The sequence below is a fragment of the Sphingobium sp. FG11 genome (assembly GCF_057809915.1).
Genome location: NZ_JBMDKW010000010.1, coordinates 39,727 through 65,355, shown reverse-complemented (window position 1 = coordinate 65,355; position 25,629 = coordinate 39,727). Strand labels below are relative to the sequence as shown.

27 protein-coding genes are annotated in these 25,629 nt (G+C 63.1%); 3 read left to right on the top strand and 24 right to left on the bottom strand.

The window, feature by feature from the left end; translation table 11 throughout:
* Positions 1-16: 16 nt before the first annotated feature.
* The 21 genes from ACODSN_RS10495 to ACODSN_RS10395 form a co-directional block, all read right to left on the bottom strand.
* The gene (locus ACODSN_RS10495) at positions 17-724 is read right to left on the bottom strand and encodes a biotin--[acetyl-CoA-carboxylase] ligase (RefSeq protein ID WP_489055254.1); all 708 of its coding nucleotides are present in this window, start codon (positions 722-724) and stop codon (positions 17-19) included.
* Positions 721-2,157, bottom strand: a complete 1,437-nt coding sequence (nuoN, locus tag ACODSN_RS10490; protein WP_489055154.1) for an NADH-quinone oxidoreductase subunit NuoN — start codon at positions 2,155-2,157, stop codon at positions 721-723. The genes ACODSN_RS10495 and nuoN overlap by 4 nt, the downstream gene beginning before the upstream one ends.
* Entirely contained in the window at positions 2,157-3,725 is a 1,569-nt protein-coding gene (locus ACODSN_RS10485) for an NADH-quinone oxidoreductase subunit M (protein WP_489055152.1), read from the bottom strand. The genes nuoN and ACODSN_RS10485 overlap by 1 nt, the downstream gene beginning before the upstream one ends.
* Complete coding sequence (gene nuoL, locus ACODSN_RS10480) at positions 3,725-5,824, bottom strand: NADH-quinone oxidoreductase subunit L (RefSeq protein WP_489055150.1); 2,100 nt, start codon at positions 5,822-5,824, stop codon at positions 3,725-3,727. The genes ACODSN_RS10485 and nuoL overlap by 1 nt, the downstream gene beginning before the upstream one ends.
* Before the next feature lie 10 nt (positions 5,825-5,834).
* A complete protein-coding gene (nuoK, locus tag ACODSN_RS10475; protein ID WP_037463269.1) occupies positions 5,835-6,140 on the bottom strand; it encodes an NADH-quinone oxidoreductase subunit NuoK in 306 nt (101 codons plus the stop codon).
* Positions 6,137-6,763: an NADH-quinone oxidoreductase subunit J gene (locus ACODSN_RS10470; protein ID WP_489055148.1), complete on the bottom strand. Its 627-nt coding sequence runs from the start codon at positions 6,761-6,763 to the stop codon at positions 6,137-6,139. Before ACODSN_RS10470 ends, nuoK begins: the two co-directional genes overlap by 4 nt.
* Positions 6,764-6,796: 33 nt before the next feature.
* Positions 6,797-7,282 carry an NADH-quinone oxidoreductase subunit NuoI gene (nuoI, locus tag ACODSN_RS10465; RefSeq protein ID WP_489055146.1) on the bottom strand — a complete coding sequence of 162 codons (486 nt, stop codon included), beginning with the start codon at positions 7,280-7,282 and terminating at the stop codon, positions 6,797-6,799.
* Positions 7,279-8,331: an NADH-quinone oxidoreductase subunit NuoH gene (gene nuoH / locus ACODSN_RS10460; protein WP_489055144.1), complete on the bottom strand. Its 1,053-nt coding sequence runs from the start codon at positions 8,329-8,331 to the stop codon at positions 7,279-7,281. Before nuoH ends, nuoI begins: the two co-directional genes overlap by 4 nt.
* Positions 8,328-10,334, bottom strand: coding sequence for an NADH-quinone oxidoreductase subunit NuoG (gene nuoG, locus ACODSN_RS10455; protein WP_489055142.1), 2,007 nt, complete (start codon positions 10,332-10,334; stop codon positions 8,328-8,330). The genes nuoH and nuoG overlap by 4 nt, the downstream gene beginning before the upstream one ends.
* Positions 10,334-11,041 (bottom strand): hypothetical protein, encoded by a 708-nt coding sequence (locus ACODSN_RS10450; RefSeq protein ID WP_489055140.1) that lies wholly within the window; start codon positions 11,039-11,041, stop codon positions 10,334-10,336. Before ACODSN_RS10450 ends, nuoG begins: the two co-directional genes overlap by 1 nt.
* Complete coding sequence (gene nuoF / locus ACODSN_RS10445) at positions 11,038-12,375, bottom strand: NADH-quinone oxidoreductase subunit NuoF (RefSeq protein WP_489055138.1); 1,338 nt, start codon at positions 12,373-12,375, stop codon at positions 11,038-11,040. Before nuoF ends, ACODSN_RS10450 begins: the two co-directional genes overlap by 4 nt.
* Positions 12,375-12,521, bottom strand: coding sequence for a hypothetical protein (locus ACODSN_RS10440; RefSeq protein WP_489055137.1), 147 nt, complete (start codon positions 12,519-12,521; stop codon positions 12,375-12,377). Before ACODSN_RS10440 ends, nuoF begins: the two co-directional genes overlap by 1 nt.
* A complete protein-coding gene (locus ACODSN_RS10435; RefSeq protein ID WP_489055135.1) occupies positions 12,518-13,186 on the bottom strand; it encodes a complex I 24 kDa subunit family protein in 669 nt (222 codons plus the stop codon). Before ACODSN_RS10435 ends, ACODSN_RS10440 begins: the two co-directional genes overlap by 4 nt.
* Positions 13,186-14,421, bottom strand: coding sequence for an NADH-quinone oxidoreductase subunit D (locus ACODSN_RS10430; protein WP_489055134.1), 1,236 nt, complete (start codon positions 14,419-14,421; stop codon positions 13,186-13,188). The genes ACODSN_RS10435 and ACODSN_RS10430 overlap by 1 nt, the downstream gene beginning before the upstream one ends.
* Positions 14,414-15,307: an NADH-quinone oxidoreductase subunit C gene (locus ACODSN_RS10425; RefSeq protein WP_489055133.1), complete on the bottom strand. Its 894-nt coding sequence runs from the start codon at positions 15,305-15,307 to the stop codon at positions 14,414-14,416. Before ACODSN_RS10425 ends, ACODSN_RS10430 begins: the two co-directional genes overlap by 8 nt.
* Position 15,308: 1 nt before the next feature.
* Entirely contained in the window at positions 15,309-15,863 is a 555-nt protein-coding gene (locus tag ACODSN_RS10420) for a NuoB/complex I 20 kDa subunit family protein (protein WP_489055132.1), read from the bottom strand.
* Positions 15,854-16,228 (bottom strand): NADH-quinone oxidoreductase subunit A, encoded by a 375-nt coding sequence (gene ndhC, locus ACODSN_RS10415; protein WP_489055131.1) that lies wholly within the window; start codon positions 16,226-16,228, stop codon positions 15,854-15,856. Before ndhC ends, ACODSN_RS10420 begins: the two co-directional genes overlap by 10 nt.
* A 127-nt stretch (positions 16,229-16,355) precedes the next feature.
* Positions 16,356-17,168, bottom strand: coding sequence for an inositol monophosphatase family protein (locus ACODSN_RS10410; protein WP_489055130.1), 813 nt, complete (start codon positions 17,166-17,168; stop codon positions 16,356-16,358).
* Positions 17,169-17,207: 39 nt separating this feature from the next.
* The gene (gene efp, locus ACODSN_RS10405) at positions 17,208-17,774 is read right to left on the bottom strand and encodes an elongation factor P (protein WP_489055129.1); all 567 of its coding nucleotides are present in this window, start codon (positions 17,772-17,774) and stop codon (positions 17,208-17,210) included.
* 261 nt (positions 17,775-18,035) lie between these two features.
* The gene (thiE, locus tag ACODSN_RS10400; RefSeq protein WP_489055128.1) at positions 18,036-18,722 is read right to left on the bottom strand and encodes a thiamine phosphate synthase; all 687 of its coding nucleotides are present in this window, start codon (positions 18,720-18,722) and stop codon (positions 18,036-18,038) included.
* A gap of 84 nt (positions 18,723-18,806) precedes the next feature.
* Positions 18,807-19,712 carry a fructose bisphosphate aldolase gene (locus tag ACODSN_RS10395; protein WP_489055127.1) on the bottom strand — a complete coding sequence of 302 codons (906 nt, stop codon included), beginning with the start codon at positions 19,710-19,712 and terminating at the stop codon, positions 18,807-18,809.
* 135 nt (positions 19,713-19,847) lie between these two features.
* Between ACODSN_RS10395 and ACODSN_RS10390 the strand changes: the two genes are divergently transcribed.
* Positions 19,848-20,354, top strand: coding sequence for a TlpA family protein disulfide reductase (locus tag ACODSN_RS10390; RefSeq protein ID WP_489055252.1), 507 nt, complete (start codon positions 19,848-19,850; stop codon positions 20,352-20,354).
* A gap of 13 nt (positions 20,355-20,367) precedes the next feature.
* Here ACODSN_RS10390 and ACODSN_RS10385 read toward each other — a convergent pair whose 3' ends face one another.
* The 3 genes from ACODSN_RS10385 to tkt form a co-directional block, all read right to left on the bottom strand.
* Positions 20,368-21,570 carry a phosphoglycerate kinase gene (locus ACODSN_RS10385; RefSeq protein ID WP_489055126.1) on the bottom strand — a complete coding sequence of 401 codons (1,203 nt, stop codon included), beginning with the start codon at positions 21,568-21,570 and terminating at the stop codon, positions 20,368-20,370.
* A gap of 121 nt (positions 21,571-21,691) precedes the next feature.
* Positions 21,692-22,702, bottom strand: a complete 1,011-nt coding sequence (gene gap / locus ACODSN_RS10380; protein WP_489055125.1) for a type I glyceraldehyde-3-phosphate dehydrogenase — start codon at positions 22,700-22,702, stop codon at positions 21,692-21,694.
* 33 nt (positions 22,703-22,735) lie between these two features.
* On the bottom strand, positions 22,736-24,703 hold the full coding sequence (gene tkt, locus ACODSN_RS10375; RefSeq protein WP_489055124.1) for a transketolase: 1,968 nt from the start codon (positions 24,701-24,703) through the stop codon (positions 22,736-22,738).
* A gap of 189 nt (positions 24,704-24,892) precedes the next feature.
* Between tkt and ACODSN_RS10370 the strand changes: the two genes are divergently transcribed.
* Complete coding sequence (locus ACODSN_RS10370; protein ID WP_489055123.1) at positions 24,893-25,111, top strand: hypothetical protein; 219 nt, start codon at positions 24,893-24,895, stop codon at positions 25,109-25,111.
* A complete protein-coding gene (locus ACODSN_RS10365) occupies positions 25,104-25,439 on the top strand; it encodes a cell division protein ZapA (protein WP_489055122.1) in 336 nt (111 codons plus the stop codon). The genes ACODSN_RS10370 and ACODSN_RS10365 overlap by 8 nt, the downstream gene beginning before the upstream one ends.
* Positions 25,440-25,629 lie beyond the last annotated feature (190 nt).

Below are 25,629 nucleotides of genomic sequence, written 5' to 3'. Positions count from 1 at the left end.
GCCGGCTCCCCCGGTTTCAGATGAGAAGGATATCGCCGGCATGAATGGCACGGCTGTCGCCATTCGCCAAGCGCAGGATCAGCATGCCCTGCCGGTCGAGCGAATCGAAGCTACCCTCCACCACATCGCCATCGGGCAGGTTGACCCGCATCGGGGATCCGGCGGGATGCGCGTTGGCCAGCCAGTGCGCCCGCACCGGCTCCAGCCCCTGCGCGCGCCAGATCGACAGCCAGTGGGCAAACAGGTCAGCCAGCCGCGCCATCAGCTTTTCGGCATCCGCACCGGCCGCGCCCTGGGCGAACAGGCTCGTGACCGCACGGTCCAGCCCGGTCGGATGGCCGGTCACGTTGATGCCGATGCCCACGACCACCGCGTCGCCCGTCCGCTCCAGCAATATCCCGGCGATCTTCGCGCCATCGACCAATATGTCATTGGGCCATTTGATCCGCGCCTGCCCCGCGCACAGCGGCGCGACGAGCGCATGAACCGCATTGGCCGCCACCAGCGCGAGGCTATGGGCCTCGGGGTCGCCTGCGCGCACACGTACCAGCGTCGAACAATAAAGGTTGCCCCGTGGACTTTCCCACTGCCTGCCCATCCGGCCACGGCCGCCGGTCTGATGCCCGGCGCGCAGCCAGTTGCCCTCGGCCGCGCCCTCCTCCGCCATTGCCAGCATGTCGGCATTGGTGGAGCCGGTCTCCTCGACGAATGAAAAACGGGTCAGAACAGGGACGCCGCCGCCGCCGCGCTCGCCTTGTCGAGCAAGGGGTTGAGCAGATACCCGAAGACCAGCACCACCGAGCAAGCCGCCATGATGATATTTTCGACCGCGCCGCCCTTGGCCTCATAGGCTTCGGCCGGTTCGTCGAAATAGATCGTCTTGATGATCTTGAGATAATAATAGGCGCCGATCACCGACATCGCGATGCCGAAGGCCGCGAGCGCCGTCAGGTTTGCCGCGACCGCCGCATCGAACACCAGGAACTTGGCCCAGAAGCCGAACAGCGGCGGGATGCCCGCCATCGAGAACATCGTGATCGCGAAGGCAGCGGCCAGCCCCTTGCGCGACTGCGACAGGCCGCCGAGGCTGGCGATGGTTTCCACCGGCTTGCCGTGCGCATCGCGCATCTGCAACACGCAGGCGAAACCACCGATCGTCATCACGACATAAATGGCGAGATAGCTGAGCGTCGCCGCGACGCCCGCCGGCGTGCCGCAGGCGAGGCCGATCAGCGCGAAGCCGACATTGTTGATCGAGGAATAGGCCATCAGCCGCTTGATATTGGTCTGGCCAATCGCCGCGACCGCGCCGAACAGGATCGAGGCGAGCGCAACGAAGATCACGATCTGCTGCCAGTCGAGACCCGCTGGACCCAGCGCCTCGATCGCGACCCGGATGGTCAGGCCCATCGCAGCAACCTTGGGCGCGGAGCCGAAGAAGGTCGTGACCGGCGTCGGCGCGCCTTCATAGACGTCGGGCGTCCACATGTGGAACGGCACGGCGCTCATCTTGAAGGCGAGGCCCGACAGCAGGAACACCATGCCGAACAGCTCGCCCTTGCCCACACCATCTCCCAGCGCGACGGCAATGCCGTCGAAGCTGGTCGTGCCGGTGAAACCGTACAGCAGCGACACGCCATAGAGCAGGATGCCGCTGGCGAGCGAACCCAGCACGAAATATTTGAGGCCCGCCTCGGACGAGCGCTCATCCTGCCGCATGAAGCTCGCCAGCACATAGGCGGCAAGGCTCTGCATCTCCAGCCCGACATAGAGCGTCAGCAGATCGCCCGCCGACACCATCATGCCCATGCCGATCGCCGAGAACAGGATCAGAATGGGATATTCGGGCCGCAACGCGCCATCGCTCAGGAAATAGCGGGGCGCCAGCAGGATCGCCGCCGCCGCCGCGCCATAGATCAACGCCTTGGCGTAGACCGAGAAGGCATCCGCGCGGACCAGACCATCGAACGCATCTGGTCCATGGGCCAGCGATACGGTGAGGGCGAGGCCCGCCACGATCAGCGTCACCACGGACAGCGCGTTGACGAGCCGCGCGCTGCCGTCCCCGGCATAGGCGGCGACCAGCATCAGGATCAGGCCGCCGGCGGTCAGGACCAGTTCGGGCAGTACCGCCAAAATGGAAGAGGTGTCGATCATCAGTGCGCCTCCCCCGACGCTTCATGGGTGGGCGCGGCATGTTCGCCATGATGCGCCTCACCGGCGGAACGGGGCGCGCCCATCTTGATATGAGCATCCCCTGCCGGCGCGGCAGAGGCCAGACGCGCTTCGAGCGCGCGGATGTCGGGCCGCATCGGCGCAAGGAAGCTTTCGGGATAGACGCCCATCCACAGTACGGCGGCGGCGATCGGCGCGAGCAACCAGATTTCGCGCGCATCCAGATCCGGCATGGCGGCGGCATCGGCATTCTTCTGCTCGCCATAAGCGATGCGGCGATAGAGATAGAGCATATAGGCCGCGCCCAAAATGATGCCGGTTGTCGCGACCAGCGCAACCCAGCTCGACGCTTGATAAATACCCATCAGTGCGAGGAACTCGCCGACGAAGTTGGACGTGCCGGGCAGGCCGACCGACGCCATGGTGAACAGCAGGAACAAGGTCGCATAGCGCGGCATGTTGATGGCGAGGCCACCATAGCGGTTGATCTCGCGCGTATGCAGCCGGTCGTAGATGACGCCGACGCACAGAAACAGCGCACCCGACACAAGGCCATGGCCTAGCATGACCATCATCGCGCCTTCGATGCCCGCCTGATTGAAGGCGAACAGGCCGACCGTCACGATCGCCATATGCGCGACCGATGAATAGGCGATCAGCTTCTTCATGTCGGACTGCACCAGCGCGACGAGGCTGGTGTAAACGACCGCGACCATCGACAGGCCCCAGACCAGCCACGCTAGCTGCGCGGACGCTTCGGGGAACATCGGCAGCGAGAAGCGGATGAAGCCATAGCCGCCCATCTTCAGCAGCACACCCGCCAGAATGACCGACCCGGCAGTCGGGGCCTGCACATGCGCGTCAGGCAGCCAGGTGTGGACCGGCCACATCGGCATCTTCACCGCAAAGCTGGCGAAGAAGGCCAGGAACAGCAGCGTCTGCGCCTTGGGATCGAAATTATACGCCATCAGTGTCGGAATGTCGGTCGTGCCCGCCTCATGCACCATCCACATCATCGCGATCAGCATCAGCACGGAGCCAAGCAGCGTGTAGAGGAAGAATTTGTAGCTGGCGTAGATACGGTCCGCCCCGCCCCAGATGCCGATGATGAGATACATCGGGATCAGACCGGCTTCGAACATCACATAGAAAAGGTAGAGATCCTGCGCCGTAAAGACGCCGATCATCAGCACCTCCATGAACAGGAATGCGGCCATATATTCGCCGACGCGCTTTTGGATCGCGTTCCAGCTCGCGCCGATACAGATCGGCATCAGGAATACGGTCAGCACGATCAGCATCAGCGCGATGCCGTCGATCCCGACGGACCATGCGAACCGGCCGAACAGCGGCGCAAATTCATGGAACTGCCACTGCGCCGCGCCCGGTCCTTGATCGAAGCTGGCCCACAGCAGCGCGCCCAGCACCAGATCGGCCAGCGTCGCGAGCAGGGCGATCCAGCGCGCCTTGGGAGCATCGACGAACAGACAGGCGATGGCCCCCGCCATCGGCACTGCCATCATCAGCGAAAGGATGGGGAAGCCGTCCATTATCGTGTCATCGCCCAGGTTGCAGCCGCGGCGAGCCCGATCAGCATCACCAGCGCGTAGGTGTAAAGATAACCGGATTGCAGCCGGCGCGTGACCTTGCCCCCCTGCACCACCAGCGCGGCGAGGCCATTGGGGCCGAAGCGGTCGATGAAGCCGACGTCACCGAACTTCCAGAAGAAGCGGCCGATCGCGAAGGCAGGCTTGACGAAGATCACATTATACAGCTCGTCAAAATACCATTTGTGCAGCAGGAAGTCGTAAAGGACACCGAACTGTCCAACGAAACGCTGCGGCCAATCGGTATGCTTGATATAGCCGCCCCATGCGATCGCGAAGCCGGTCAGCATGACCGTGAACGGCGCGAACTTGACCCAGGTCGGTACTTCATGGCTCGCATGCATCAGATGGCTGTTGAACGCGAGCGCGCCCTTCCAGAAAGCCTCGCCGCCTTCAGGCCCGATAAACTGATCGTGGAACAGGAAGCCGGCAAACACCGCGCCCAGGCTCAGCACGATCAGCGGCACCAGCATGACCCACGGGCTTTCATGCGGATGATAACCGCCGGTGCCGGTGGGCAGGTGATGCGGATCGGCACCATGCGCGTGCGGATCATGGCCCGCATTCTCCTGCGCCGGGGCGTTATCGTCCTCCGCGCCATGGCCATGGGTCGCATGGTCGTCATGCCCATGACCGTGCGCGTCATGCAACGCGTGCTGGATATGCTCCGACGCGGCCCAGCGCGGCTTGCCGAAGAAGGTCAGGAACACGAGCCGCCAGCTGTAGAAACTGGTGAGCAGCGCCGCGAACACGCCGACCAGGAACGCGCCCGTACCGGGGCCACCCGCCGCGAACGCGCTCTCCAGGATTGCGTCCTTCGAATAGAATCCGGCAAAGCCATAGCCCACGAGCGGCAGCCCGACGCCGGTAATGGCGAGCGTGCCCAGCGTCATCGTCCAGAAGGTGATCGGGATTTCCTTACGCAGCGCGCCATAATAGCGCATGTCCTGCTCGTGGTGCATCGCATGGATCACCGATCCGGCACCCAGGAACAGCAGCGCCTTGAAGAAAGCGTGCGTGAACAGGTGAAACATCGCCGCGCCATAAGCGCCGACGCCCGCCGCGAAGAACATATAGCCCAGCTGCGAGCAGGTCGAATAGGCGATGACGCGCTTGATGTCGGTCTGCACCGTGCCGACCGTCGCCGCGAAGAGACACGTTGCCGCGCCGACGAATGTCACGACATGCAACGCGGTCGGCGAGGTTTCGAACATCGGCGACAGACGGCACACCATGAACACGCCGGCCGTGACCATCGTCGCGGCATGGATCAACGCCGACACTGGAGTCGGGCCTTCCATCGCGTCCGGCAGCCACGTGTGCAGGCCAAGCTGCGCCGACTTGCCGCACGCGCCAATGAACAGCAGCAGGCACAGCACCGTCATCGTATCGAAGCGCGCGCCGAGGAAGCCGATCGTCGATCCGGCCATGGAGGGCGCTGCGGCGAGGATTTCAGGGATCGAGATGGTGTTGAACACCAGATAGGTGCCGAAAATGCCGAGCATGAAGCCGAGATCGCCGACGCGATTGACGACGAACGCCTTGATCGCGGCAGCGTTGGCGGACGGCTTGCGGAACCAGAAACCGATGAGCAGATAGGAGGCGAGGCCCACTCCTTCCCAACCGAAGAACATCTGGAGCAGATTGTTCGCCGTCACCAGCATCAGCATCGCAAAGGTGAACAGCGAAAGATAGGCGAAGAAGCGCGGCTGATCCGGCTCCTCGTCCATATAGCCCCAGCTGTAGAGGTGGACGAGGCTCGACACGCTGGTGATGACCACCAGCATGACCGCCGTCATCGCGTCGACCCGCAACGCCCATTGCGCATCGAAGCTTCCCGTCTGGATCCATGTGAACAGCGGCGCGACATGCGCTTCGGCATGGCCGGTGAGAAAGCTGATGAATATCGGCCAGCTCAGGGCGCAACTGATGAACAGCGCGCCTGTGGTGACGATCTTGGCGGGCAATTTGCCCAGCGCCTTGTTGCCAAGACCGGCGATGACCGCCGCGAGCAGCGGAAGAAGGACGATTAGCTGGATCATGGTCTCAGGTTCAGCCCTTCATCCGGTTGACATCGTCGACGGCGATGGTGCCGCGACCGCGGAAATAGATGACGAGGATGGCAAGGCCGATCGCCGCTTCGCCCGCCGCGACGGTCAGCACGAACATGCTGAACACCTGCCCCACCAGATCGCCCAGGAACGCGCTGAATGCGACGAGGTTGATGTTCACGCTCAGCAGGATCAGCTCGATCGCCATCAGAATGATGATGACATTCTTGCGGTTGATGAAGATGCCGAGCACCCCCATCACGAACAGGATCGCGCTGACGACCAGATAATGTTGCAGGCCGATCACAGCTCCACCCCCCCTAAATCCACACCTTGGCCGACGGGCTGATTGATATTGCGCACCGCATCCTGCGGACGGCGGCGGTTCTGCTTCGCGACATTCTGGCCCTTCACGCCGCCACGGGCGCGGTGGGTCAGCACGATCGCGCCGATCATGGCGACCAGCAGGACGATGCCCGCCGCTTCGAACAGGAAGATATAGCGCGTGTAGAGCAGGACCCCGATCGCCTGGATGTTCGACACGTCCGGCGCGGTCGGCGCGACGCGCTGGCCCAGCTCGATCGATCCGACGCTCCAGATGCCGATCCCGAGGATTATCTCGGCCAGCAGCACCAGTGACAGCAATATGCCGAACGGCAGATAATCGACGAAGCCTGCGCGCAGTTCGGCAAAGTCGATGTCGAGCATCATGACCACGAACAGGAACAGCACCGCGACCGCGCCGACATAGACGATGACGAGCAGCATCGCGATGAACTCCGCACCCAGCAGCACCATCAGCCCCGCCGCGTTGAAGAAGGCGAGGATCAGCCACAGCACCGAATGCACCGGATTGCGCGACAGGATGGTGAGCGCGCCGCTGCTCACCACGAGGGTGGCGAACAGGTAAAAGGCGAGAACATGAATCACAGGACGGTGTATCCCCTTCGAACGGGTCGCGGCTTAACGATAGGGCGCATCGGCGGCAAGGTTCGCGGCCAGAGCGCGCTCCCATTTGTCGCCATTCTCAAGCAGCTTGGCCTTGTCGTAGACCAGCTCCTCGCGGGTTTCGGTCGAAAACTCGAAATTCGGCCCCTCGACGATCGCATCCACTGGGCAGGCTTCCTGACAAAAGCCGCAATAGATGCACTTGGTCATGTCGATATCGTAGCGCGTCGTACGGCGGCTGCCATCGTCACGCGGCTGCGCTTCGATAGTGATCGCCTGCGCCGGACACACCGCCTCGCAAAGCTTGCACGCGATGCAGCGTTCTTCGCCATTGGGATAGCGGCGCAGCGCATGTTCGCCCCGGAAGCGCGGGCTGATCGGGTTCTTCTCATAGGGATAGTTGATCGTCGCCTTGGCCTTGAAGAAATATTTCAAGGTCAACCAGTGCGCCTTCACGAACTCCCAGAGGGTGAACGACTTGATATAATAGCCGAGGCTCATTGTGCGCCTCCATAGCGCGTCAGCATGAGAAAGCCCGAGACCAGGAAGACGAAGAACAGCGAGGTCGGCAGGAAAATCTTCCAGCCCAGCCGCATCAACTGGTCATAACGGTAGCGAGGCACCGTCGCCTTTACCCAAGAAAAGACGAAGAAGAAGAACAGGATCTTGGCGAACAGCCAGATGATGCCCGGCACCCAATAGAGCGGCGCCCAGTCGAACGGGGGCAGGTAACCGCCCCAGAACAGGATGGCGTTCAGCGCGCACATCAGAATCACGTTGGCATATTCGCCGAGCCAGTAGAGCGCGAAGGCCATGGACGAATATTCGGTCTGATAACCCGCGACCAGCTCGCTCTCCGCTTCGGTCAGGTCGAACGGCGCGCGCGCGGTTTCCGCCATGGATGAGATCAGGAACATGATCGACATCGGGAAAAGCAGCGGGTTGAAGCCGTTGCCGTTGATGAAGCCATAATAGCCGCGCTGGCTTTCGACGATCGCGGTCAGGTTGAAACTGCCCGCCCACAGCACGACGCAGATCAGGATGAAGCCGATCGAGACTTCATAGGAGATCATCTGCGCGCTGGCGCGGATCGCGGAATAGAAGGGATATTTGGAGTTGGACGCCCACCCCGCCAGCACGATGCCGTAAACGCCGAGCGACGAGATCGCGAGGATATACAGCAGCCCGACATTGATGTTGGCGAGCACCACTCCGGCCTGAAACGGCACCACCGCCCAGGCGATCAGCGCCAAGGTGAAGGTGATGATCGGCGCGATCAGGAACAAAGTCCGGTTCGCCGCCGACGGAATGATCGTTTCCTGCAAGAAGACCTTGAGGCCGTCCGCGAACGACTGGAGCAGGCCGAACGGGCCGACGACGTTCGGCCCCCGGCGCAGCGCCATCGCCGCCCAGATCTTGCGATCGGCATAGATGATCATCGCGACCGCCAGCATGACCGGCAGCGCGATCACCAGGATGCCGATGATGGTCGAAAGGAACCAGGCGAGATCGTAGGAGGCGCCGAGATGGGCCTGGAAGAACGCGGTCATTCCGCCGCCTCCGCAAATTCGACGCCGTGGATCAGTTCGGCCGAACATTGCTGCATCGTCGGGCTGGCCCGGCAGATCGCGTTGGTCAGATAGAAATCCTTGATCGGCGAACCCAGTTCACCACTCGCGCCCGTCGGCAGCGACGGGATCGACCAGCCATAATCTGCCAGCCCCTCGACGCCCAGCGCCGGCACCGCCGCCGCCATCTGCGCGCGCAAGGCATCGAAACTGTCGAACGGCAGGCGCGCGCCCATCACATCGGACAAAGCTCGCAGGATCGACCAGTCCTCGCGCGCGTCACCCGGCGCGAATACGGCCTTCTCGCCGCGCTGCACCCGGCCTTCCAGATTGACATAGGTGCCCGCCTTCTCGGCATAGCTTGCGCCGGGCAGGATCACGTCCGCCGCATGCGCGCCCTTGTCGCCATGATGGCCGACATAGACTTTGAAGCTGTCCTCGAACGCGGCATAATCCACCTCGTCCGCACCGAGCGAGAACAGCAGCTTCGGCTTGGCCGCCGCGATCGCCTTGACGCCGCCGTCGATCGCATAGCCGAGCATCAACCCGCCCATCCGCGCCGCTGCGAAATGCAGGACGTTGTAGCCGTTCCAGCCTTCTTTCACGAGGCCCAGCGTCTCGACCAGCGCCAGCGTGTCGCCATGCGCCCCATCCTTCGCCAGCACGCCGCCGCCCACGATCATCGCCGGACGCGCGGCCTTGCCGAACGCCTCGACCACGGCATCGGGCAGCTTGCCCAGCAGCGCCGCGTCATTACCCAGCCACTCGACCTTATAGGTTAGGTCAAACTCCGGCCCGACAGCAAAAACCTTCGCGCCTTTCTTGACCGCCTTGCGAATGCGCGTGTTCACCAGCGGCGCTTCCCAGCGCAGATTGGTGCCGACCAGCAGGATCACGTCCGCCGTCTCGATGCCGTTCAGCGTCGAATTGAAATTGACCGCCGACAGGCTCGACACATCATATTGCAGCCCGGTCTGGCGCCCTTCCAGCATCGTGCCGCCGAGCTTTTCGACCAGCAGCTTAGCCGCAAACATCGTCTCGCAATCGAGCAGATCGCCCGCGATGGCAGCAACCGATCCGCCATGCTGGACCGCCGCGATCGCCGCGAATGCTTCGTCCCACGTCGCGGGCGCGAGCTTGCCGTCGCGCCGCACATAGGGCCGGTCGAGCCGCTTGCGCACCAGCCCGTCGACATGATGGCGCGTCTTGTCCGACGCCCATTCCTCATTCACATCGTCATTGATGCGTGGCAGCACGCGCAGCACCTGGCGGCCCCGCGCATCGAGCCGGATATTGGTGCCGATCGCATCCATGACGTCGATCGCCGCGATCTTCTTCAGTTCCCACGGCCGCGCTTCAAACGCATAGGGTTTGCTGGTCAGCGCGCCGACCGGGCACAGATCGACCACATTGCCCGAAAGCTCGCTCTTGGCGGCATGTTCGAGATAGGTGGTGATCTGCATATTCTCACCGCGCCCGATCGCGCCGATCTCCGGCACGCCCGCGACCTCCTCGGCAAAGCGCACGCAGCGGGTGCACTGGATGCAGCGGGTCATCACCGTCTTGACGATCGGACCCATATATTTTTCGGTGACGGCGCGCTTATTCTCGTCATAGCGGCTCTTGCCACGACCATAGGCGACCGACTGGTCCTGCAAATCGCACTCCCCGCCCTGATCGCAAATCGGACAATCGAGCGGATGGTTGATGAGCAGAAACTCCATCACCCCCTCGCGCGCCTTCTTGACCATGGCGCTGTCGGTGCGGATCATCTGGCCGTCGGCAGCGGGCAGCGCGCAGCTTGCCTGCGGCTTGGGCGGCCCCGGCGCGACTTCGACCAGACACATGCGGCAATTGCCCGCAATGCTCAGCCGCTCATGATAGCAAAAGCGCGGAATTTCCCTCCCCGCCAGCTCGCACGCCTGCAGCACAGTCGCGCCCGCCGGGACTTCGAGTTCTACGCCGTCTACGGTGACTTTGGGCATTAGTGCATTTCTCCGCTGGCCTTTGCCGCCGCCATGGATGTGCGATAAAGACTTTCCGCGATCAGGCCGAACAACATGGCCTTGCTGAACTCCACTTTCAGGCCTTCCACCATGCAGGGTCCGAAATAGGGTTTTAACGCCGCCAGAGCGGCACGCTCCCTATCGCTGGCAACGGGCGCCAGTATCAATGCACGACTTAGGGGCGCATCCTTATGAACAACGCAATCCGAAAATTGGCGCAAAGCTACGTATTCATTAGCCGAAGCCGAGCCCTGTCCGACGGTATCGGGCCAGTAATCTGTCTTCACTTCATCTAGTTGCAGCTCTTTTTTCTTGAACGTCTTTCTATAAAACGCAGCAAAAATAGCACCACGTAATAAACGTTCATCAAACCCCATAAATGCTTCGCCACCCCCGTTCGCTACGAAGCATTCTGCGGTCGCAAGAGCTTTCGCTGCCTTGCTGCTAGCTTCGGTGCCGGGAAATATGCCTATATAAGCCCGTGCCCTCCCAGGAGTACGGTCGACGATGCAGGCAGCGAATAGCCCAAGCGTGGCCCGCCCTTTGTCAACCGCCGACATATTCGTTGCACTTGGAATCTCGGCTCGCGGCGCGGAGCGGATATGCGTGCCCGTTTCCTGCGCCAATACCGCATCGGCATGAGCCAATATAGCGACCAAAACCGCAAATGATGCGGATAGCCTCACTCCGCCGCCTCCATGATCGGGGCGCCGCGTTCATTGATCCGCCGCTCGATTTCGGGGCGGAAATGCCGGATCAACCCCTGAATCGGCCACGCCGCCGCGTCGCCGAGCGCGCAGATGGTGTGGCCTTCGACCTGCTTGGTGACGTCATGCAGCATGTCGATTTCGGACAGGTCCGCCTCGCCGGTGCGCAGCCGCTCCATCACGCGCCACATCCAGCCGGTGCCTTCGCGGCATGGCGTGCACTGGCCGCAGCTTTCATGCTTGTAGAAATAGCTCAAGCGGCTGATCGCGCGAACGATGTCGGTCGACTTGTCCATGACGATGACGGCGGCGGTGCCGAGGCCCGATCCCAGCGCCTTCAATCCGTCGAAATCCATCGGCGCGTCCATGATCTCGCGCGCGGGCACCAGCGGCACCGACGAGCCGCCGGGGATCACCGCGAGCAGATTGTCCCAGCCGCCGCGAATGCCGCCGCAATGGCGGTCGATCAGTTCGCGGAACGGAATGCCCATCGCCTCTTCGACGACGCAGGGCTTGTTCACATGGCCACTGATCTGGAACAGCTTGGTGCCGACATTGCCGGGGCGGCCGATGGCGGAAAACCATTCGGGGCCGCGCCGCAGGATCGTCGGCGACACTGCGATGCTCTCGACATTGTTGACCGTGGTCGGGCAGCCATAGAGACCCGCACCCGCCGGAAAAGGCGGTTTCAGGCGCGGCTGACCCTTCTTGCCCTCGATGCTTTCGATCTGCGCGGTTTCCTCGCCGCAGATATAGGCGCCCGCGCCGCGATGGACGAACACGTCGAAATCATAGCCGGACCCACAGGCATTCTTGCCGATGAAGCCCTTGGCATAAGCCTGCTCGACGGCGGCGAAGAGAACCTTCGCCTCATAGATGAACTCGCCGCGAATGTAGATATAGGCCGCCCGCGCGCGCATCGCGAACCCGGCGACCAGCGCGCCCTCGATCAGCTTGTGCGGGTCGTGGCGGATGATCTCGCGATCCTTGCAAGACCCCGGCTCGGATTCGTCAGCGTTGATGACCAGAAAGCTCGGACGCCCGTCTTTGCTTTCCTTGGGCATGAAGCTCCATTTAAGGCCGGTCGGGAAACCCGCGCCGCCGCGCCCGCGCAGGCCGCTCGCCTTCATCCGCTCGATGATCGCGTCCTGCCCGATCTCCAGCAGCGCCTTGGTATTGTCCCAGTCGCCGCGTTTCATCGCGGCGTCGATGCCCCAATCCTGGAAGCCATGAACGTTGGTGAAGATGCGATCCTTGTCGGCCAGCGGCCCCACGAAGGGCGGTGGCGCAGGGGGTGCGGTTTCTTCGGCCATCAGCGGCCCTTTCCGATGAATTTTTCGGCGACGATATAGACGAGCACGCCAAGGCCAATGCCGATTGCGAGGCCGATCAGCTTGCCGATGACCTTCAGCGCGATCACAAAGACGATGATCCCGAGGATGATGGCGATGAGGCTCACGCCCATTCCCCCCGATAGTCGTGGTTTTCGCCGACCATTTCCTTGAGCGTCGTCGGGCCACCCTCGGGCGCGCTGGTTTGGCGATCGATCTGCGGGCCGATCTTGGGCTGGCCACCAGCGGCGAGCGTTTCCAGCACGGCGCTCATGCTGTCATAGGTCAGGTCTTCGTAATTATCGTCGTTGATCTGCACCATCGGCGCGTTGGCGCAGGCACCCAGGCACTCGACTTCGGTCAGCGTGAACAGCCCGTCGGGCGTCGTCGCACCCTTGACCAGACCCTTGTTCTTGCAGGCCGCGAACACATCGTCGGAACCGCGCAACATGCAGGGCGTGGTGCCGCACACCTGCACATGATAGCGGCCGACCGGCGCGAGGTTGTACATGGTGTAGAAGGTCGCGACCTCATAGACGCGCATGTAGGGCACATCGAGCTGACGCCCGATATATTCCATCACCGGCACGGGCAGCCAGCCCTGCGTCTGCGTCTCCGCGCCGACCTGCCGCTGGGCAAGGTCGAGCAGCGGCATCACGGCGGACTGCTGGCGACCGGCGGGATAGCGGGCGATGACCTTATCGGCCTGCGCGGCATTCTCCGCCGTCCACGCAAACGCGCCCCAGCGCGCGCGGGTCTCGGCTTCGTCGGGGATATGGGGTGCGTCAGCCATTAGCGATCACATTCTCCGAACACGATGTCCATCGCGCCCAATACAGCAGTGGTGTCGGCGAGCATGTGGCCCTTCAACATAAAGTCCATCGCCTGGAGGTGCGAGAACGCGGTCGGGCGGATCTTGCAGCGATAGGGTTTGTTGCTGCCGTCCGCGACCAGGAACACGCCGAATTCGCCCTTGGGGCTTTCGGTCGCAACATAGACTTCGCCGGCGGGCACATGGAAGCCCTCGGTGTACAATTTGAAATGGTGGATCAGCGCTTCCATCGAGCGCTTCATCTCGCCGCGCTTGGGTGGCACCACCTTGCGGTCGAAGCTGGCGATCGGCCCTTCGGGCATGTCGTTGAGGCACTGTTTCATGATCCGCGCGGACTGGCGAACCTCCTCGACGCGCACCATGAAGCGGTCGTAGCAATCATAGTTGGTGCCGACCGGAACGTCGAAGTTCACACGGTCGTAAGCGTCATAGGGTTGCGACTTGCGAATGTCCCAGGGGATGCCGCTGCCCCGGATCATCGGGCCGGAAAAGCCCCATTTCAGCGCGTCCTCTTTCGACACGATGGCGATGTCGACATTGCGCTGTTTGAAGATGCGGTTGTCCGCCACCAGCGAAATCGCATCCTCGAACAGACGCGGCATGCGCGTATCAAGCCAGTCGGCAATGTCGGTCAGCAGCTTGAGCGGCACGTCCTGATGCACGCCGCCCGGCCGGAAATAGGCGCTGTGCATCCGCGCGCCCGACGCGCGCTCGAAGAAGTTGAGGCAATCCTCGCGAATTTCGAACAGCCACAGGTTCGGCGTCATCGCGCCGACATCCATCACATGCGACCCGAGGTTGAGCATATGATTGCAGATGCGGGTCAGTTCCGCGAAGAACACGCGCAGATATTGCGCGCGCAGCGGCACTTCCAGATTCAGCAGCTTCTCGATCGCCAGCACATAGCTATGCTCCATGCCGAGCGGCGAGCAATAGTCGAGCCGGTCGAAATAGGGCAGCGCCTGAAGGTACGTCTTGTACTCGATCAGCTTTTCGGTGCCGCGATGCAGCAGGCCGACATGCGGATCGCACCGCTCCACGATTTCGCCGTCCAGTTCCATGACCAGCCGCAGCACGCCATGCGCGGCGGGATGCTGCGGACCGAAATTGATCGTATAGTTCTGGATCTGCGTATCGCCGAACGACGGGTCGTCGGCGTTGACGTCATGGTCGAGCTTTTCGAGATAATCAGCCATTATCGGCCTCCGGCTTGCCCGTTCCTCTGGCTTTATCCGCCTGGATCTCGCCCTCATTATGGCCCGGCTCGGCCTTGACCGTGCCGTCCGCCGTCGCCGCACCATGAGGAACAGGCTTCTCTTCGGTGGCCTTCGCCGCTTCCCTGTTGGCAGGCTCACCCGCGCCGGTATCGCTCGCCTTTTCTGTCACCTTGGGCGTCGCGCCAGCGGCCGCGCCCTTGGGCGGGACGGGCGGCGGCGGGGTCGCGGCGGCTGGGGTCGGCGCGCCGGGAGCCTGGGGTGCCTTCTCGTCGCCCGGCAATATATATTCAGCGCCTTCCCACGGCGACATGAAGTCGAAACTGCGGAAGTCCTGCGCCAGCTTCACCGGCTCATAAACGACGCGCTTGTCCTCTTCGGAATAGCGCAGTTCGACATAGCCGGTCAGCGGGAAGTCCTTGCGCTGCGGATGGCCCTTGAACCCATAATCGGTCAGGATGCGGCGAAGGTCGGTATTGCCGTCGAACACCACGCCATACATGTCGAATATCTCGCGCTCCAGCCAGCCCGCGACAGGCCAGATATGGGTCACGGTGGGAACCGGCGTATCCTCGTCGGTCGAGACCTTGATGCGGACGCGGTGATTGCGCGTCACCGACAACAGATGATAGGCGACCTCGAACCGCTCCGCGCGGTCGGGATAATCGACGCCGGCGATTTCCATCAACTGCTGATATTGCGCCTGATCGCGCAGCAGCAGCAGCACTTGAGCGATACTCTCGCGCGCGACGACGAAGGTCAGTTCGTCGGCATGCTCGATCGTCTCGATCACCATCGATCCGAGCAGGCCGGACAGTTCCTGCGCGATGCCGTCGATGGTCGCGATCCGGGGTGCGGAATGACCCATCTTAGCGTTCAATCGTCCCTATGCGGCGGATCTTCCGCTGCAACTGCATCACGCCATAGAGCAAGGCTTCGGCGGTCGGCGGGCAACCGGGCACATAAATGTCCACCGGCACGATCCGGTCGCAGCCGCGCACGACGCTGTAGCTGTAATGATAATAGCCGCCGCCATTGGCGCACGACCCCATCGAAATCACATATTTGGGTTCCGACATCTGGTCGTAAACCTTGCGCAACGCCGGCGCCATTTTGTTGCACAGCGTACCCGCGACGATCATCACGTCGCTCTGGCGCGGGGAAGCGCGCGGCGCGGCGCCGAAGCGCTCCATATCATAGCGCGGCATGTTGACGTGGATCATCTCGACCGCGCAGCACGCCAGGCCGAAGGTCATCCACCACAAGGATCCGGTGCGCGCCCACTGGAACAGTTCCTCGGTCGAAGTGACGAGGAAGCCCTTGTCATTCACTTCGCCATTGAGCGAGTCGAAGAAGCTCTGGTCGGGCTGCGTCCCCTGCGGCGGCAAGGTGCCGGGCGCCGGGCTTGTGAGTTCTACTCCCAATCGAGTGCTCCCTTCTTCCACGCATAGACGAGGCCGAGCACCAGCTCCGCTATGAAGATCATCATGGTCGACCAGCCGGACCAGCCGATCTGGTCGAGGCTCACTGCCCACGGGAACAGGAACGCCGCTTCCAGATCGAAGATGATGAACAGGATCGCGACGAGGTAGAAGCGCACGTCGAACTGGCTGCGCGGTTCCTCGAACGCAGGAAAGCCGCATTCATATTCGCTGAGCTTGGCCGGATCGGGCTTGTGCGCGCCGGTCAGGCGCCCCACCAGCATCGGCAGGAAAACGAACGTCCCCGACAGCAGCAGGGCTACGCCCAGAAAGAGCAGAATCGGCAGATATTGAGCGAGATCGACCAATGGTATCCCCTGGGCGAAAAGGACTATGCGGGCGCTTTAGGCCCGCTGCATATGCGAAGCAAGGGGTGGCAGGGCTGAGAATGATTCGCAAAAAGCCAAGCCCTACAAAGGCTTGCCATATTGTCGCTCAGCGCAACGCGCCCGCAACAAGTTTGTGCAATTTGCTGTGGATCGCGTCGTTGCCCGCGATCACTTCCTTGCGCTCGATCGACTGGTCGCCGCCGCGGAAATCGGTGACGAAACCGCCCGCCTCGCGCACCAGCAGGATGCCCGCCGCGATGTCCCACGGCTGGATGCCGCTTTCCCAATAGCCGTCATAGCGGCCGGAGGCGACATGGGCGAGGTCGAGCGCCGCCGCGCCGAACCGTCGCAGCCCCGCGACCGATGGCGCAACCGCACCGAACACGCGCGTCCATTGCGCGAAATCGCCATGGCCCATGAACGGAATGCCGGTCGCGATCAGGCAGTCGGCCAGGTCGCGCCGCGCCGATACGCGCAGCCGCTGGTCATGCCGCCACGCGCCCCGGTTCTTTTCGGCCCAATAGCTTTCGTCGGTCACGGGCTGATAGACGAGGCCGGTCGTGACTTCCTTCTTGCCGCCATACATCGGCTCTTCGACGGCGATCGAAATCGCGAAATGCGGGATGCCGTGCAGGAAGTTGGTGGTGCCGTCGAGCGGATCGATGATCCAGCGCGGCTTGTTGGGATCGCCCTCGATCACCCCGCCCTCTTCGAGCAAAAAGCCCCAGTCGGGCCGGGCTTTCTGCAATTCCTCGACCAGCGTTTCCTCGCACTTCTTGTCGGCCATCGACACGAAGTCCGCCGGTCCCTTGCGGGACACCTGCAAATGCTCGACCTCGCCGAAGTCGCGGCGCAGCTTGCTGCCCGCCTTGCGCACGGCGCGTTCCATGACGGTCAACAGGCCCGAATGGGATACCATATATAATTCTCCGTCCTCCCCGACGGGGAGGGACCAATATCAGGAGTCGGCGCGCTTCACATATTCGCGGGCATAGACGTCGACGACGATGCGCGTGCCGCTGACGATGTGCGGCGGCACCATGACGCGCACGCCATTGTCGAGGATCGCGGGCTTGTAGCTGGCGGACGCGGTCTGCCCCTTCACCACGGCGTCGGCTTCGACCACGGTCGCTTCGATCGTGTCGGGAAGCTGCACCGAAATCGGCCGCTCCTCATACATTTCCAGCGTCACTTCCATGCCGTCCTGCAGGAAGTCGGCGGCGTCGCCGAGCAATTCCTGTGGCAGATTGATCTGCTCATAGGTTTCCTGATCCATGAAAACGAGCATGTCGCCTTCCGCATAGAGATACTGGAAATCCTTGGTGTCGAGCCGGATGCGCTCGACGCTTTCGGCGGAGCGGAAACGGACATTATTCTTGCGGCCGTCGATCAGGTTCTTCAGCTCAACCTGCATATAGGCGCCACCCTTGCCGGGCTGGGTATGCTGAATCTTGACGGCGCGCCACAGGCCACCCTCATATTCGATATTGTTGCCGGGACGAATGTCCACGCCGCTGATCTTCATGGGAAGAGCCTGCCTATATGTCTGTGGTTGAAAAGAGCCGGCCTTTTCGGGCTGCCGGGGCCTCTACATGGACTGGGCCGCGAGGGCAAGGGGGCGGTCCCTAGTGTGGTGGATTTGAAATACGCTACATGTTGCGGCTAGGCTGTGAGCGTATTTCAAATTCATAAACCACACTAGAATCGAATATTTGCTAGTGGCCCTGATGAATCTGAAGTTCGCTCAGCCTCGCAGGATAGTGCCACGAACTTCAGATTCGGGCCACTAGCCGGTGATCGATGCAAAGGCCGCGACGCCCGCGCCCGGCCCCGCTTCATGGCCCCACACGGCACTGCTGACCGCGATGAAATCCGCGCCCGCCGCCACCAGCGGCGCGGCATTGGCCGCCGTCACCCCGCCGATCGCGACGCAGGGCAGTTCGAACAGCGTCGTCCACCAGCCGAGGATCGACGGCTCCGGGCGATGATGCGTTTCCTTGGTCGCCGTCGGATAGAAAGCGCCGAACGCGACATAGTCCGCCCCCGCCTCGCCCGCTTCCATGGCGAGGTGGCGGCTGTCGTGGCAGGTCACGCCGATCTGCACCTTCGGTCCCAGCAGCTTGCGCGCCTCGCGCGGGTCGTCGTCGCCCTGCCCCAGATGCACACCGTCCGCGCCCAGCCGCTTGGCGAGGCCGATACTGTCGTTGATGATGAACGCCACTTCGCGGTCGGCGCACAGGCGCTGCAAGGGTTCGGCGGCTTTGGCGATCGCATGATCGTCCAGCCCCTTGAGCCGCAACTGGAACGCGGCGACCTTGCCGCCGTCGAAGGCTTGGCCCAGACGATCCACGAACAGATCGTCGATCACGGGTGGCGAGATCAGGTAAAGCTGGCAGGCCGGGCGAAAGCCCCGCTCGAACTGGTCGGCGAAATGGGGATCGAGCGCCAGCTCTTCTTGCGTGAAATCGGTCATGCCGAGCGCCCTACCCCAGTCGGGCGCGCGGCGAAAGACCATGAAGGGCCGGAGCGGTCACGCGCCCGGCCCTTCATCGATCGATCAGGCCGCGACCGGCGTCTTGGCGGTCGACGCGGCGTGGATCTCGTCGATCGCGCCGCCCAGCGAGGCGTTGAATTCGTCATCGCTCATCTGGAAGCGCAGATCGTTCAGCAGCGCCCGGCTGAAGCTCGCGATGATGCCGCGATTCTTGGCCAGCTCGACGCATGCCTCCGGCCGCGCGAAGCCGCCCGAAAGCGCCACGACGCGCAGTACGCGGGGATGATCGACCAGCGGATCGAACAGGCCCGGCTCGACCGGCAGCGACAGCTTCAGCATCACCTTGTCGTCGCCCGGCATCGCGTCGAGCGCCTTGAGCAATTCTTCGAGCAGGATCTGGTCCGCCTGCGCGCGCTCGGCCGACTTGATATTCACTTCCGGCTCGATGATCGGCACGAGACCGGCGGCGAGGATCTGCTGCCCGACCTCGAACTGCTGCGCGACCACGGCGGCGATGCCTTCACGATTGGCGAGGTGGATGACCGAACGCTCCTTGGTGCCGAACACGCCCAGCGCCTTGGCGCGATGCAGCAGCGTGTCGAGCGTGGGGTTGGGCTTCATCACCTGAACGCCGTTCGCCTCGTCCTCCAGACCCTTGTCGATCTTGATGAAGGGCACCACGCCGCGATCCAGCAGCGCCTTGACGGTGGAAACGCCGCCGACCTGACCATCCATCGTCCGTTCGAACAGGATCGCGCCCAGCACCTTCTTGCCGTTGAAGGCAGGCGCGGTGATGACGCGGCTGCGCATGTCGTGGATCAGGCCGAACATCGCTTCTTCGCTATCCCATGCGCCTTCTTCGATGCCATAGCCGGCCAGCGCCTTGGGCGTCGAACCACCGCTCTGGTCCAGCGCCGCGATAAAGCCGTCGCCCTGTTCGATTTTCTTCGACATGTCCTGAAATTGCATGAGATGAGGTCCCTGTTGCTGCACCGCGAAAGATTGCGGGGGCCAGTAACGGATTTGGGCAAGTTTCTCAACCATGTTAGTGATGACGACGGCGGCGTGGCCGGGATCATGTCAGGGCATGGCAAGGGGGTTTTGATGGGACCGGGTGTATTCGCACGATTGGGCTTTATCGGGGCCGCCTGCCTGTTGTCCCATACGGCCATCGCGGCGACCCCGCCCCGGATCGGCGGCGCCGCACCCGATTTTGAACTGACGCTGGTGGATGGAAGCAAGGTTTCGCTCGCCTCGCTCAAGGGTCAGGTGGTGATGCTCAATTTCTGGGCCACATGGTGTGTGCCGTGCCGCAAGGAATTACCGACGCTGGACGCCTATTATGCGCTTCAGAAGCCGCGTGGCCTCAGGGTCTTTGCGATCACGACCGAAGGGTCGGTGCCGCTCTTTCAGCTCAAAAAACTGTTCGCCGCCATGGCGATCCCGTCCGCGCGCCGGATCAAGGGACCCTATGGACCGCTGACCGGCGTACCGACCAATTTCGTCATCGATCGCGCCGGGATACTGCGTTACGCACGGTCCGGCGCGTTCGATCTGGATAGCCTCAACACGGTGCTGGTGCCGCTGTTGCAGGAAAAGGCGCCGGGTTAACCGGCGCCCCCGATCAGCCGATCAGCGCGCTGACGCCCGGCAGCTCCTTGCCTTCCATCCATTCGAGGAACGCCCCCCCGGCGGTGGAGACAAAGGTGAAGTCGCCCGCGACTCCCGCATGGTTGAGCGCGGCGACGGTATCGCCACCCCCCGCCACCGACACGAGGCTGCCATCCTTGGTCAGCGCCGCCGCCGTTTTCGCCAGCGCGACAGTCGCCGTGTCGAACGGCGCCATTTCGAACGCGCCAAGCGGCCCGTTCCACACCAACGTCCGGCAATTTTTGAGCGCGTCGCCCAGCGCTTCCACCGCGGCCGGACCGACATCGAGGATCATCTCGTCCGCCGCGACTTCATGCACGTTGCAGGTCCGCACCGAGGGCGGATTGGCGGCGAATTCCTTCGCCACCACCACATCATAGGGCAGATGGATGATGCAGCCGGCCGCTTCCGCCGCGTCGAAGATCGCGTCGGCCGTGTCGCTCAGATCCTTTTCGCACAGCGACTTGCCGACATCGACTCCGCGCGCGTGCAGGAAGGTGTTGGCCATGCCGCCGCCGATGATGAGATGGTCGACCCTGGTCACGAGGTTGTTGAGGACATCGAGCTTGGTCGAAACCTTCGCGCCGCCGACGACCGCCGCGACGGGATGCACCGGCTCGCCCAATGCAGCGGTCAGGGCATCGAGTTCCTTTTCCATCGATCGACCGGCAAAGGCGGGCAGCTTGCGCGCCAGACCTTCCGTAGAGGCATGAGCGCGGTGCGCGGCGGAAAAAGCGTCGTTGACATAGAGATCGCCGATCGCGGCGATCGCATCCGCCAGCGCCGGGTCGTTCTTTTCCTCGCCGGCATGAAAGCGCGTATTTTCAAGGATCGCGATATCGCCGGGACGCATCACCGCGATGCCGTCGATCGCCGCCTGCCCCGCGCAATCGGGAATGAACTGCACTTCGCGCCCCAGCACCGCCGAGAGCGGCCGGGTGATCTTGCTCAGCGAATATTCCGGGTTCTTCTGGCCCTTGGGCCGGCCGAAATGGGCGAGGATCAGCACTTTCGCGCCGCGATCGGCCAGTTCCAGCACCGTCGGCATCGCCGCTCGCAGCCTTGTATCGTCGCTGACCGAACCGTCCTGCATCGGCACGTTCAGGTCTTCGCGCACCAATACGGCCTTGCCGCGAATATCACCCATATCGTCGAGCGTCTTGAACGGCTTGGTCATGTCTTTTCCCCTGAATACCCAGCCCGCTCGGGCTGAGCCTGTCGAAGCCCTGGCCTGTTCCCCGGAGAAAGGACAGGCCTCGACAAGCTCAGGGTGAACGGTGGCTAGTCCGTTCGTTAGATTACAGAAACTTCGCCACGACGCCGCTGGTGTCGATCATGCGGTTGGAGAAGCCCCATTCATTGTCGTACCAGCTCAACACGCGCACCAGCTTGCCGTCCACGACCGCTGTTTCCAAGCTGTCGACGGTCGAGCTGCGCGGGTCGCCATTATAGTCGATCGAAACCAGCGGCTCGTCCGAATAGCCAAGCACGCCCTTGAGCGGGCCGGATTCCGACGCTGCCTTCAGCAGGGCGTTGACCTCTTCCTTGGTCGTGGGGCGGCCCGGAATGAACTTGAGATCGACGACCGAGACATTGGGGGTCGGCACGCGGATCGACGACCCGTCGAGCTTGCCTTTCAGTTCGGGCAGAACCTCTCCCACCGCGCGGGCGGCGCCGGTGGAGGTCGGAATCTGCGACAGCGCGGCGGCGCGTGCGCGGCGCATGTCGCTGTGCAGCTGATCCAGCGTATTCTGATCGTTGGTATAGCTGTGGATCGTGGTCATGAAACCGCTTTCGATGCCCATGGCATCGTTCAGCACCTTGGCGAGCGGGGCCAGGCAGTTGGTGGTGCAGCTGGCGTTGGAGATGACGATGTCGTCGGCGGTCAGGGCGTCATGATTGACGCCGAACACCACGGTCCGATCGACATTGGTGCCGGGCGCCGAAATAATGACGCGCTTGGCGCCAGCGGTCAGATGCGCGCTCGCCTTGTCCTTGGTGGTGAAGATGCCCGTGCATTCGAGCGCGATCTGCACACCCTGCGCGGCGTGCGGCAGCTTGGCGGGGTCACGCTCGGCGGTCACGGCAATGCGCTTGCCGTCGATGACGAGGAAGCTTCCATCGACGCTGACGTCGCCCTTCCAGTTGCCGTGAACCGAATCGCGCTTGAACAGCAAGGCGTTGGCCTGCGCGTCGCCCAGATCGTTGATGCTGACCAGTTCGAGATCATGGTCGGTGCGCGACAGGATGGCGCGCGCCACCAGGCGGCCGATGCGTCCGAAACCGTTAATTGCTACCTTCGTTGCCACTGCACTAGCCTCCCTGTCAGGCGTTGATATCGATTAGACGTTGAGCGCCGCGACGATGCGCGGTGCGATCTTGGCGGCCGTCAGGCCGAAATGGTCGTAAAGCGCTTCGGCGGGGGCCGACGCGCCGAAACTGTCGATGCCAAAGCGCAGACCGGCGATGCCGGTATAGCGTTCCCAGCCAAAGGTCGTGCCCGCCTCGATCGATGCGCGCAGCACATGATGAGGCAGCAATTCGTCCTTGTAGGATTGCGGCTGCGCTTCGAAATGCGCCCAGCTCGGCATGGATACCACGTCCGCGCCAATGCCCTGCGCTTCGAGCAGCGCGGCGGTCTCCACCGCGATCTCGACTTCCGATCCGGTCGCGACCAGCACGACCTTGCGCTCGGCGGTCGCGGCACGCAGGCGATAAGCGCCCTTCGCGGAGAGATTTTCCGATTTTTCCGTCCGCAACTGCGGCAGGTTCTGCCGGGTCAGCGCCAGCACCGACGGGCCGGTCGCATCCTTGAGCGCCAGTTCCCAGCATTCCGCCGTCTCGACAATGTCGGCCGGGCGATAGACATCAAGGTTGGGGATCATGCGCAGCGACATGACATGCTCGATCGGCTGATGGGTCGGACCATCTTCGCCCAGGCCGATGCTGTCGTGGGTCAGCACATGGATGACGCGCTGCTGCTGCAACGCCGCCAGCCGGATGCCGCCGCGCATATAGTCGGAAAAGACGAGGAAGGTGCCGCCATAGGGGATGACACCGCCATGCAGCGCCATGCCGTTCATCGCGCAGGCCATACCGAATTCGCGAATGCCGTAATAGACATAGCGACCGGCATAATCGTCGCGGGTCAGCGGCCCCGTCTGCTTCGTCTTGGTATTGTTGGAGCCGGTGAGATCGGCCGATCCGCCCAGCGTTTCGGGCAGCAGCGCATTGATCGCGCCCAGCGTCAGTTCGCTCGCGCGGCGCGTCGCGACCTTTTGCGGACTGGCGATCAGCGAGTCGATATAGGCGTCGAGCGAGAAGTCGGCGGGGAGTTCGCCGGCCATGCGGCGGGTAAATTCGGCGTTATTGGCGTCACTTGCGATGCGTCCTTCCCACTCGGTGCGCACCGGGGCGCCCTTGGCGCCGATAGCCTTCCACGCGGCGGCGACATCGTCGGGGATGACGAACGGCTCGGCGCTCCAGCCCAGAAACTCGCGCGCGGCGGCGACTTCGGCGTCGCCCAGCGCGGAACCGTGGACGCCGGACGTGCCCGCCTTGTTGGGCGCGCCATAGCCGATCTTGGTAGCGCAGGCGACAAGGCTGGGGCGCGGATCGGCCAGCGCTTCATCGATGGCGCGACGCACGTCGGCGACGTCATGGCCGTCGCACGACACGACATGCCATCCGGTCGCGGCATAGCGTGCGCGGACATCTTCGCTGCTCGACAGGTCGACCGCGCCGTCAATAGTGATCTTGTTATCGTCCCACAGCACGATCAGGCGGCCAAGGTTCAGGTGCCCGGCAAGGCCGATCGCCTCATGATTGACGCCTTCCATCAGGCACCCGTCGCCAGCGATCACCCAGGTGCGGTGATCGACCAGCGCGTCGCCGAACTGCGCATTGAGGTGCCGCTCGGCAATCGCCATGCCGACCGCGGTGGCAAGGCCCGAACCCAGCGGGCCGGTCGTGGCTTCCACGCCCGCCAGCTCGAAATTCTCAGGGTGCCCGGCGCAGGGGCTGTGCAACTGACGGAAATGACGGATATCGTCCATCGTCGGCCGCGCATAGCCGGTCAGGTGCAGCAGGCTGTAGATCAGCATCGACCCATGGCCGGCCGACAGCACGAAGCGGTCGCGGTCCGCCCATTTGGGCTGCGACGGATCGAACTTCAGATAATCCTTGAACAGCACCGTCGCGACATCGGCCATGCCCATCGGCATCCCCGGATGGCCGCTGTTCGCCGCCTGCACGGCGTCCATGGAAAGGGCGCGGATGGCGTTCGCAAGCGACTTTTCGGAAACGGTCATCAGGGCGGGTATCTTTCCTGCAACAAAAGGCATCGCAAAACTCGGGGCCTTGCGAATCGCGATCGGGCCTCCTTTGTCGCCTCATGTGCTAGGCGTCAACCGCAGCGGGGCGACCCGTTCGCCGGAACGGACGTCGAAACCGACTACAGATTGCTTTTGCATGGCCCGAAGTTTCGCTATGCAGGATGCATGGCAAGCGACCGCATGATGCAGGCGATCGGCGCGCTGGAGCGCGCGATCAGCCGACTTGAGCGCAATATGGCGGCAGTGGAGGCGGCCCGAACGGCGGCGGCCTCGACCCGACCACCGTCGATCGATCGCGAAGCCGCTCGGGCGGCGCTCCGGTCGCTCGACGATCTGATCTCCGAGCTGAGAGACGGCGAAACCGGGAGCGCGAATCGTGGCTGAGACGACATTGCACATTACCGGCCGCCAATATGTCGTGCGCTGTCGTGATGGCGAGGAAGCCCATCTCGCCCATCTTGCCAGCCTGATCGAGGAAAAGGCGCGCGCCGCGCAGCAAAGCGCGCAGGGCCTCACCGAAACCCGCACCCTGTTGTTCGCCGCCCTGTTCCTGGCGGACGAGGTCGCGGACCTCAAGCGCCAGGCGGCGCAGCGACCGCCCGCCCTGCCCCTGGAGAGCGACGATTCCCCGGCCGCACAAGCGATAGAGGCATTGGCCGCGCGCATAGAAAAGCTGAACCAAAGACTTGTCCCGGAGCCACCGGCAGCCTAGATTGCGTATGACGGGTTCTGCCTGGTACGAGCTTTAGCGAACATCCCTGAGGCGATAATCACATCCTAGGGGGCTGTCTCTGGGCGGGTTCCGGCCCGATCTACATGGTCCCCACCTGACGTTGAGGCGTCAGAGGATTTTCCAGCACACGGCCAAGGTGGTCCCGTCACCCCCTCTCTTCCTTGCAGTC

What these genes read in the sequence shown, in the direction of transcription:
- nuoN (WP_489055154.1), bottom strand. Translation starts at nt 2,157, where the DNA reads ATGATCGACACCTCTTCCATTTTGGCGGTACTGCCCGAACTGGTCCTG.
- ACODSN_RS10485 (WP_489055152.1), bottom strand. Translation starts at nt 3,725, where the DNA reads ATGGACGGCTTCCCCATCCTTTCGCTGATGATGGCAGTGCCGATGGCG.
- nuoL (WP_489055150.1), bottom strand. Translation starts at nt 5,824, where the DNA reads ATGATCCAGCTAATCGTCCTTCTTCCGCTGCTCGCGGCGGTCATCGCC.
- nuoI (WP_489055146.1), bottom strand. Translation starts at nt 7,282, where the DNA reads ATGAGCCTCGGCTATTATATCAAGTCGTTCACCCTCTGGGAGTTCGTG.
- nuoH (WP_489055144.1), bottom strand. Translation starts at nt 8,331, where the DNA reads ATGACCGCGTTCTTCCAGGCCCATCTCGGCGCCTCCTACGATCTCGCC.
- nuoG (WP_489055142.1), bottom strand. Translation starts at nt 10,334, where the DNA reads ATGCCCAAAGTCACCGTAGACGGCGTAGAACTCGAAGTCCCGGCGGGC.
- nuoF (WP_489055138.1), bottom strand. Translation starts at nt 12,375, where the DNA reads ATGGCCGAAGAAACCGCACCCCCTGCGCCACCGCCCTTCGTGGGGCCG.
- ACODSN_RS10435 (WP_489055135.1), bottom strand. Translation starts at nt 13,186, where the DNA reads ATGGCTGACGCACCCCATATCCCCGACGAAGCCGAGACCCGCGCGCGC.
- ACODSN_RS10430 (WP_489055134.1), bottom strand. Translation starts at nt 14,421, where the DNA reads ATGGCTGATTATCTCGAAAAGCTCGACCATGACGTCAACGCCGACGAC.
- ACODSN_RS10425 (WP_489055133.1), bottom strand. Translation starts at nt 15,307, where the DNA reads ATGGGTCATTCCGCACCCCGGATCGCGACCATCGACGGCATCGCGCAG.
- ACODSN_RS10410 (WP_489055130.1), bottom strand. Translation starts at nt 17,168, where the DNA reads ATGGTATCCCATTCGGGCCTGTTGACCGTCATGGAACGCGCCGTGCGC.
- efp (WP_489055129.1), bottom strand. Translation starts at nt 17,774, where the DNA reads ATGAAGATCAGCGGCGTGGACATTCGTCCCGGCAACAATATCGAATAT.
- thiE (WP_489055128.1), bottom strand. Translation starts at nt 18,722, where the DNA reads ATGACCGATTTCACGCAAGAAGAGCTGGCGCTCGATCCCCATTTCGCC.
- ACODSN_RS10395 (WP_489055127.1), bottom strand. Translation starts at nt 19,712, where the DNA reads ATGCAATTTCAGGACATGTCGAAGAAAATCGAACAGGGCGACGGCTTT.
- ACODSN_RS10390 (WP_489055252.1), top strand. Translation starts at nt 19,848, where the DNA reads ATGGGACCGGGTGTATTCGCACGATTGGGCTTTATCGGGGCCGCCTGC.
- ACODSN_RS10385 (WP_489055126.1), bottom strand. Translation starts at nt 21,570, where the DNA reads ATGACCAAGCCGTTCAAGACGCTCGACGATATGGGTGATATTCGCGGC.
- tkt (WP_489055124.1), bottom strand. Translation starts at nt 24,703, where the DNA reads ATGACCGTTTCCGAAAAGTCGCTTGCGAACGCCATCCGCGCCCTTTCC.
- ACODSN_RS10370 (WP_489055123.1), top strand. Translation starts at nt 24,893, where the DNA reads ATGGCAAGCGACCGCATGATGCAGGCGATCGGCGCGCTGGAGCGCGCG.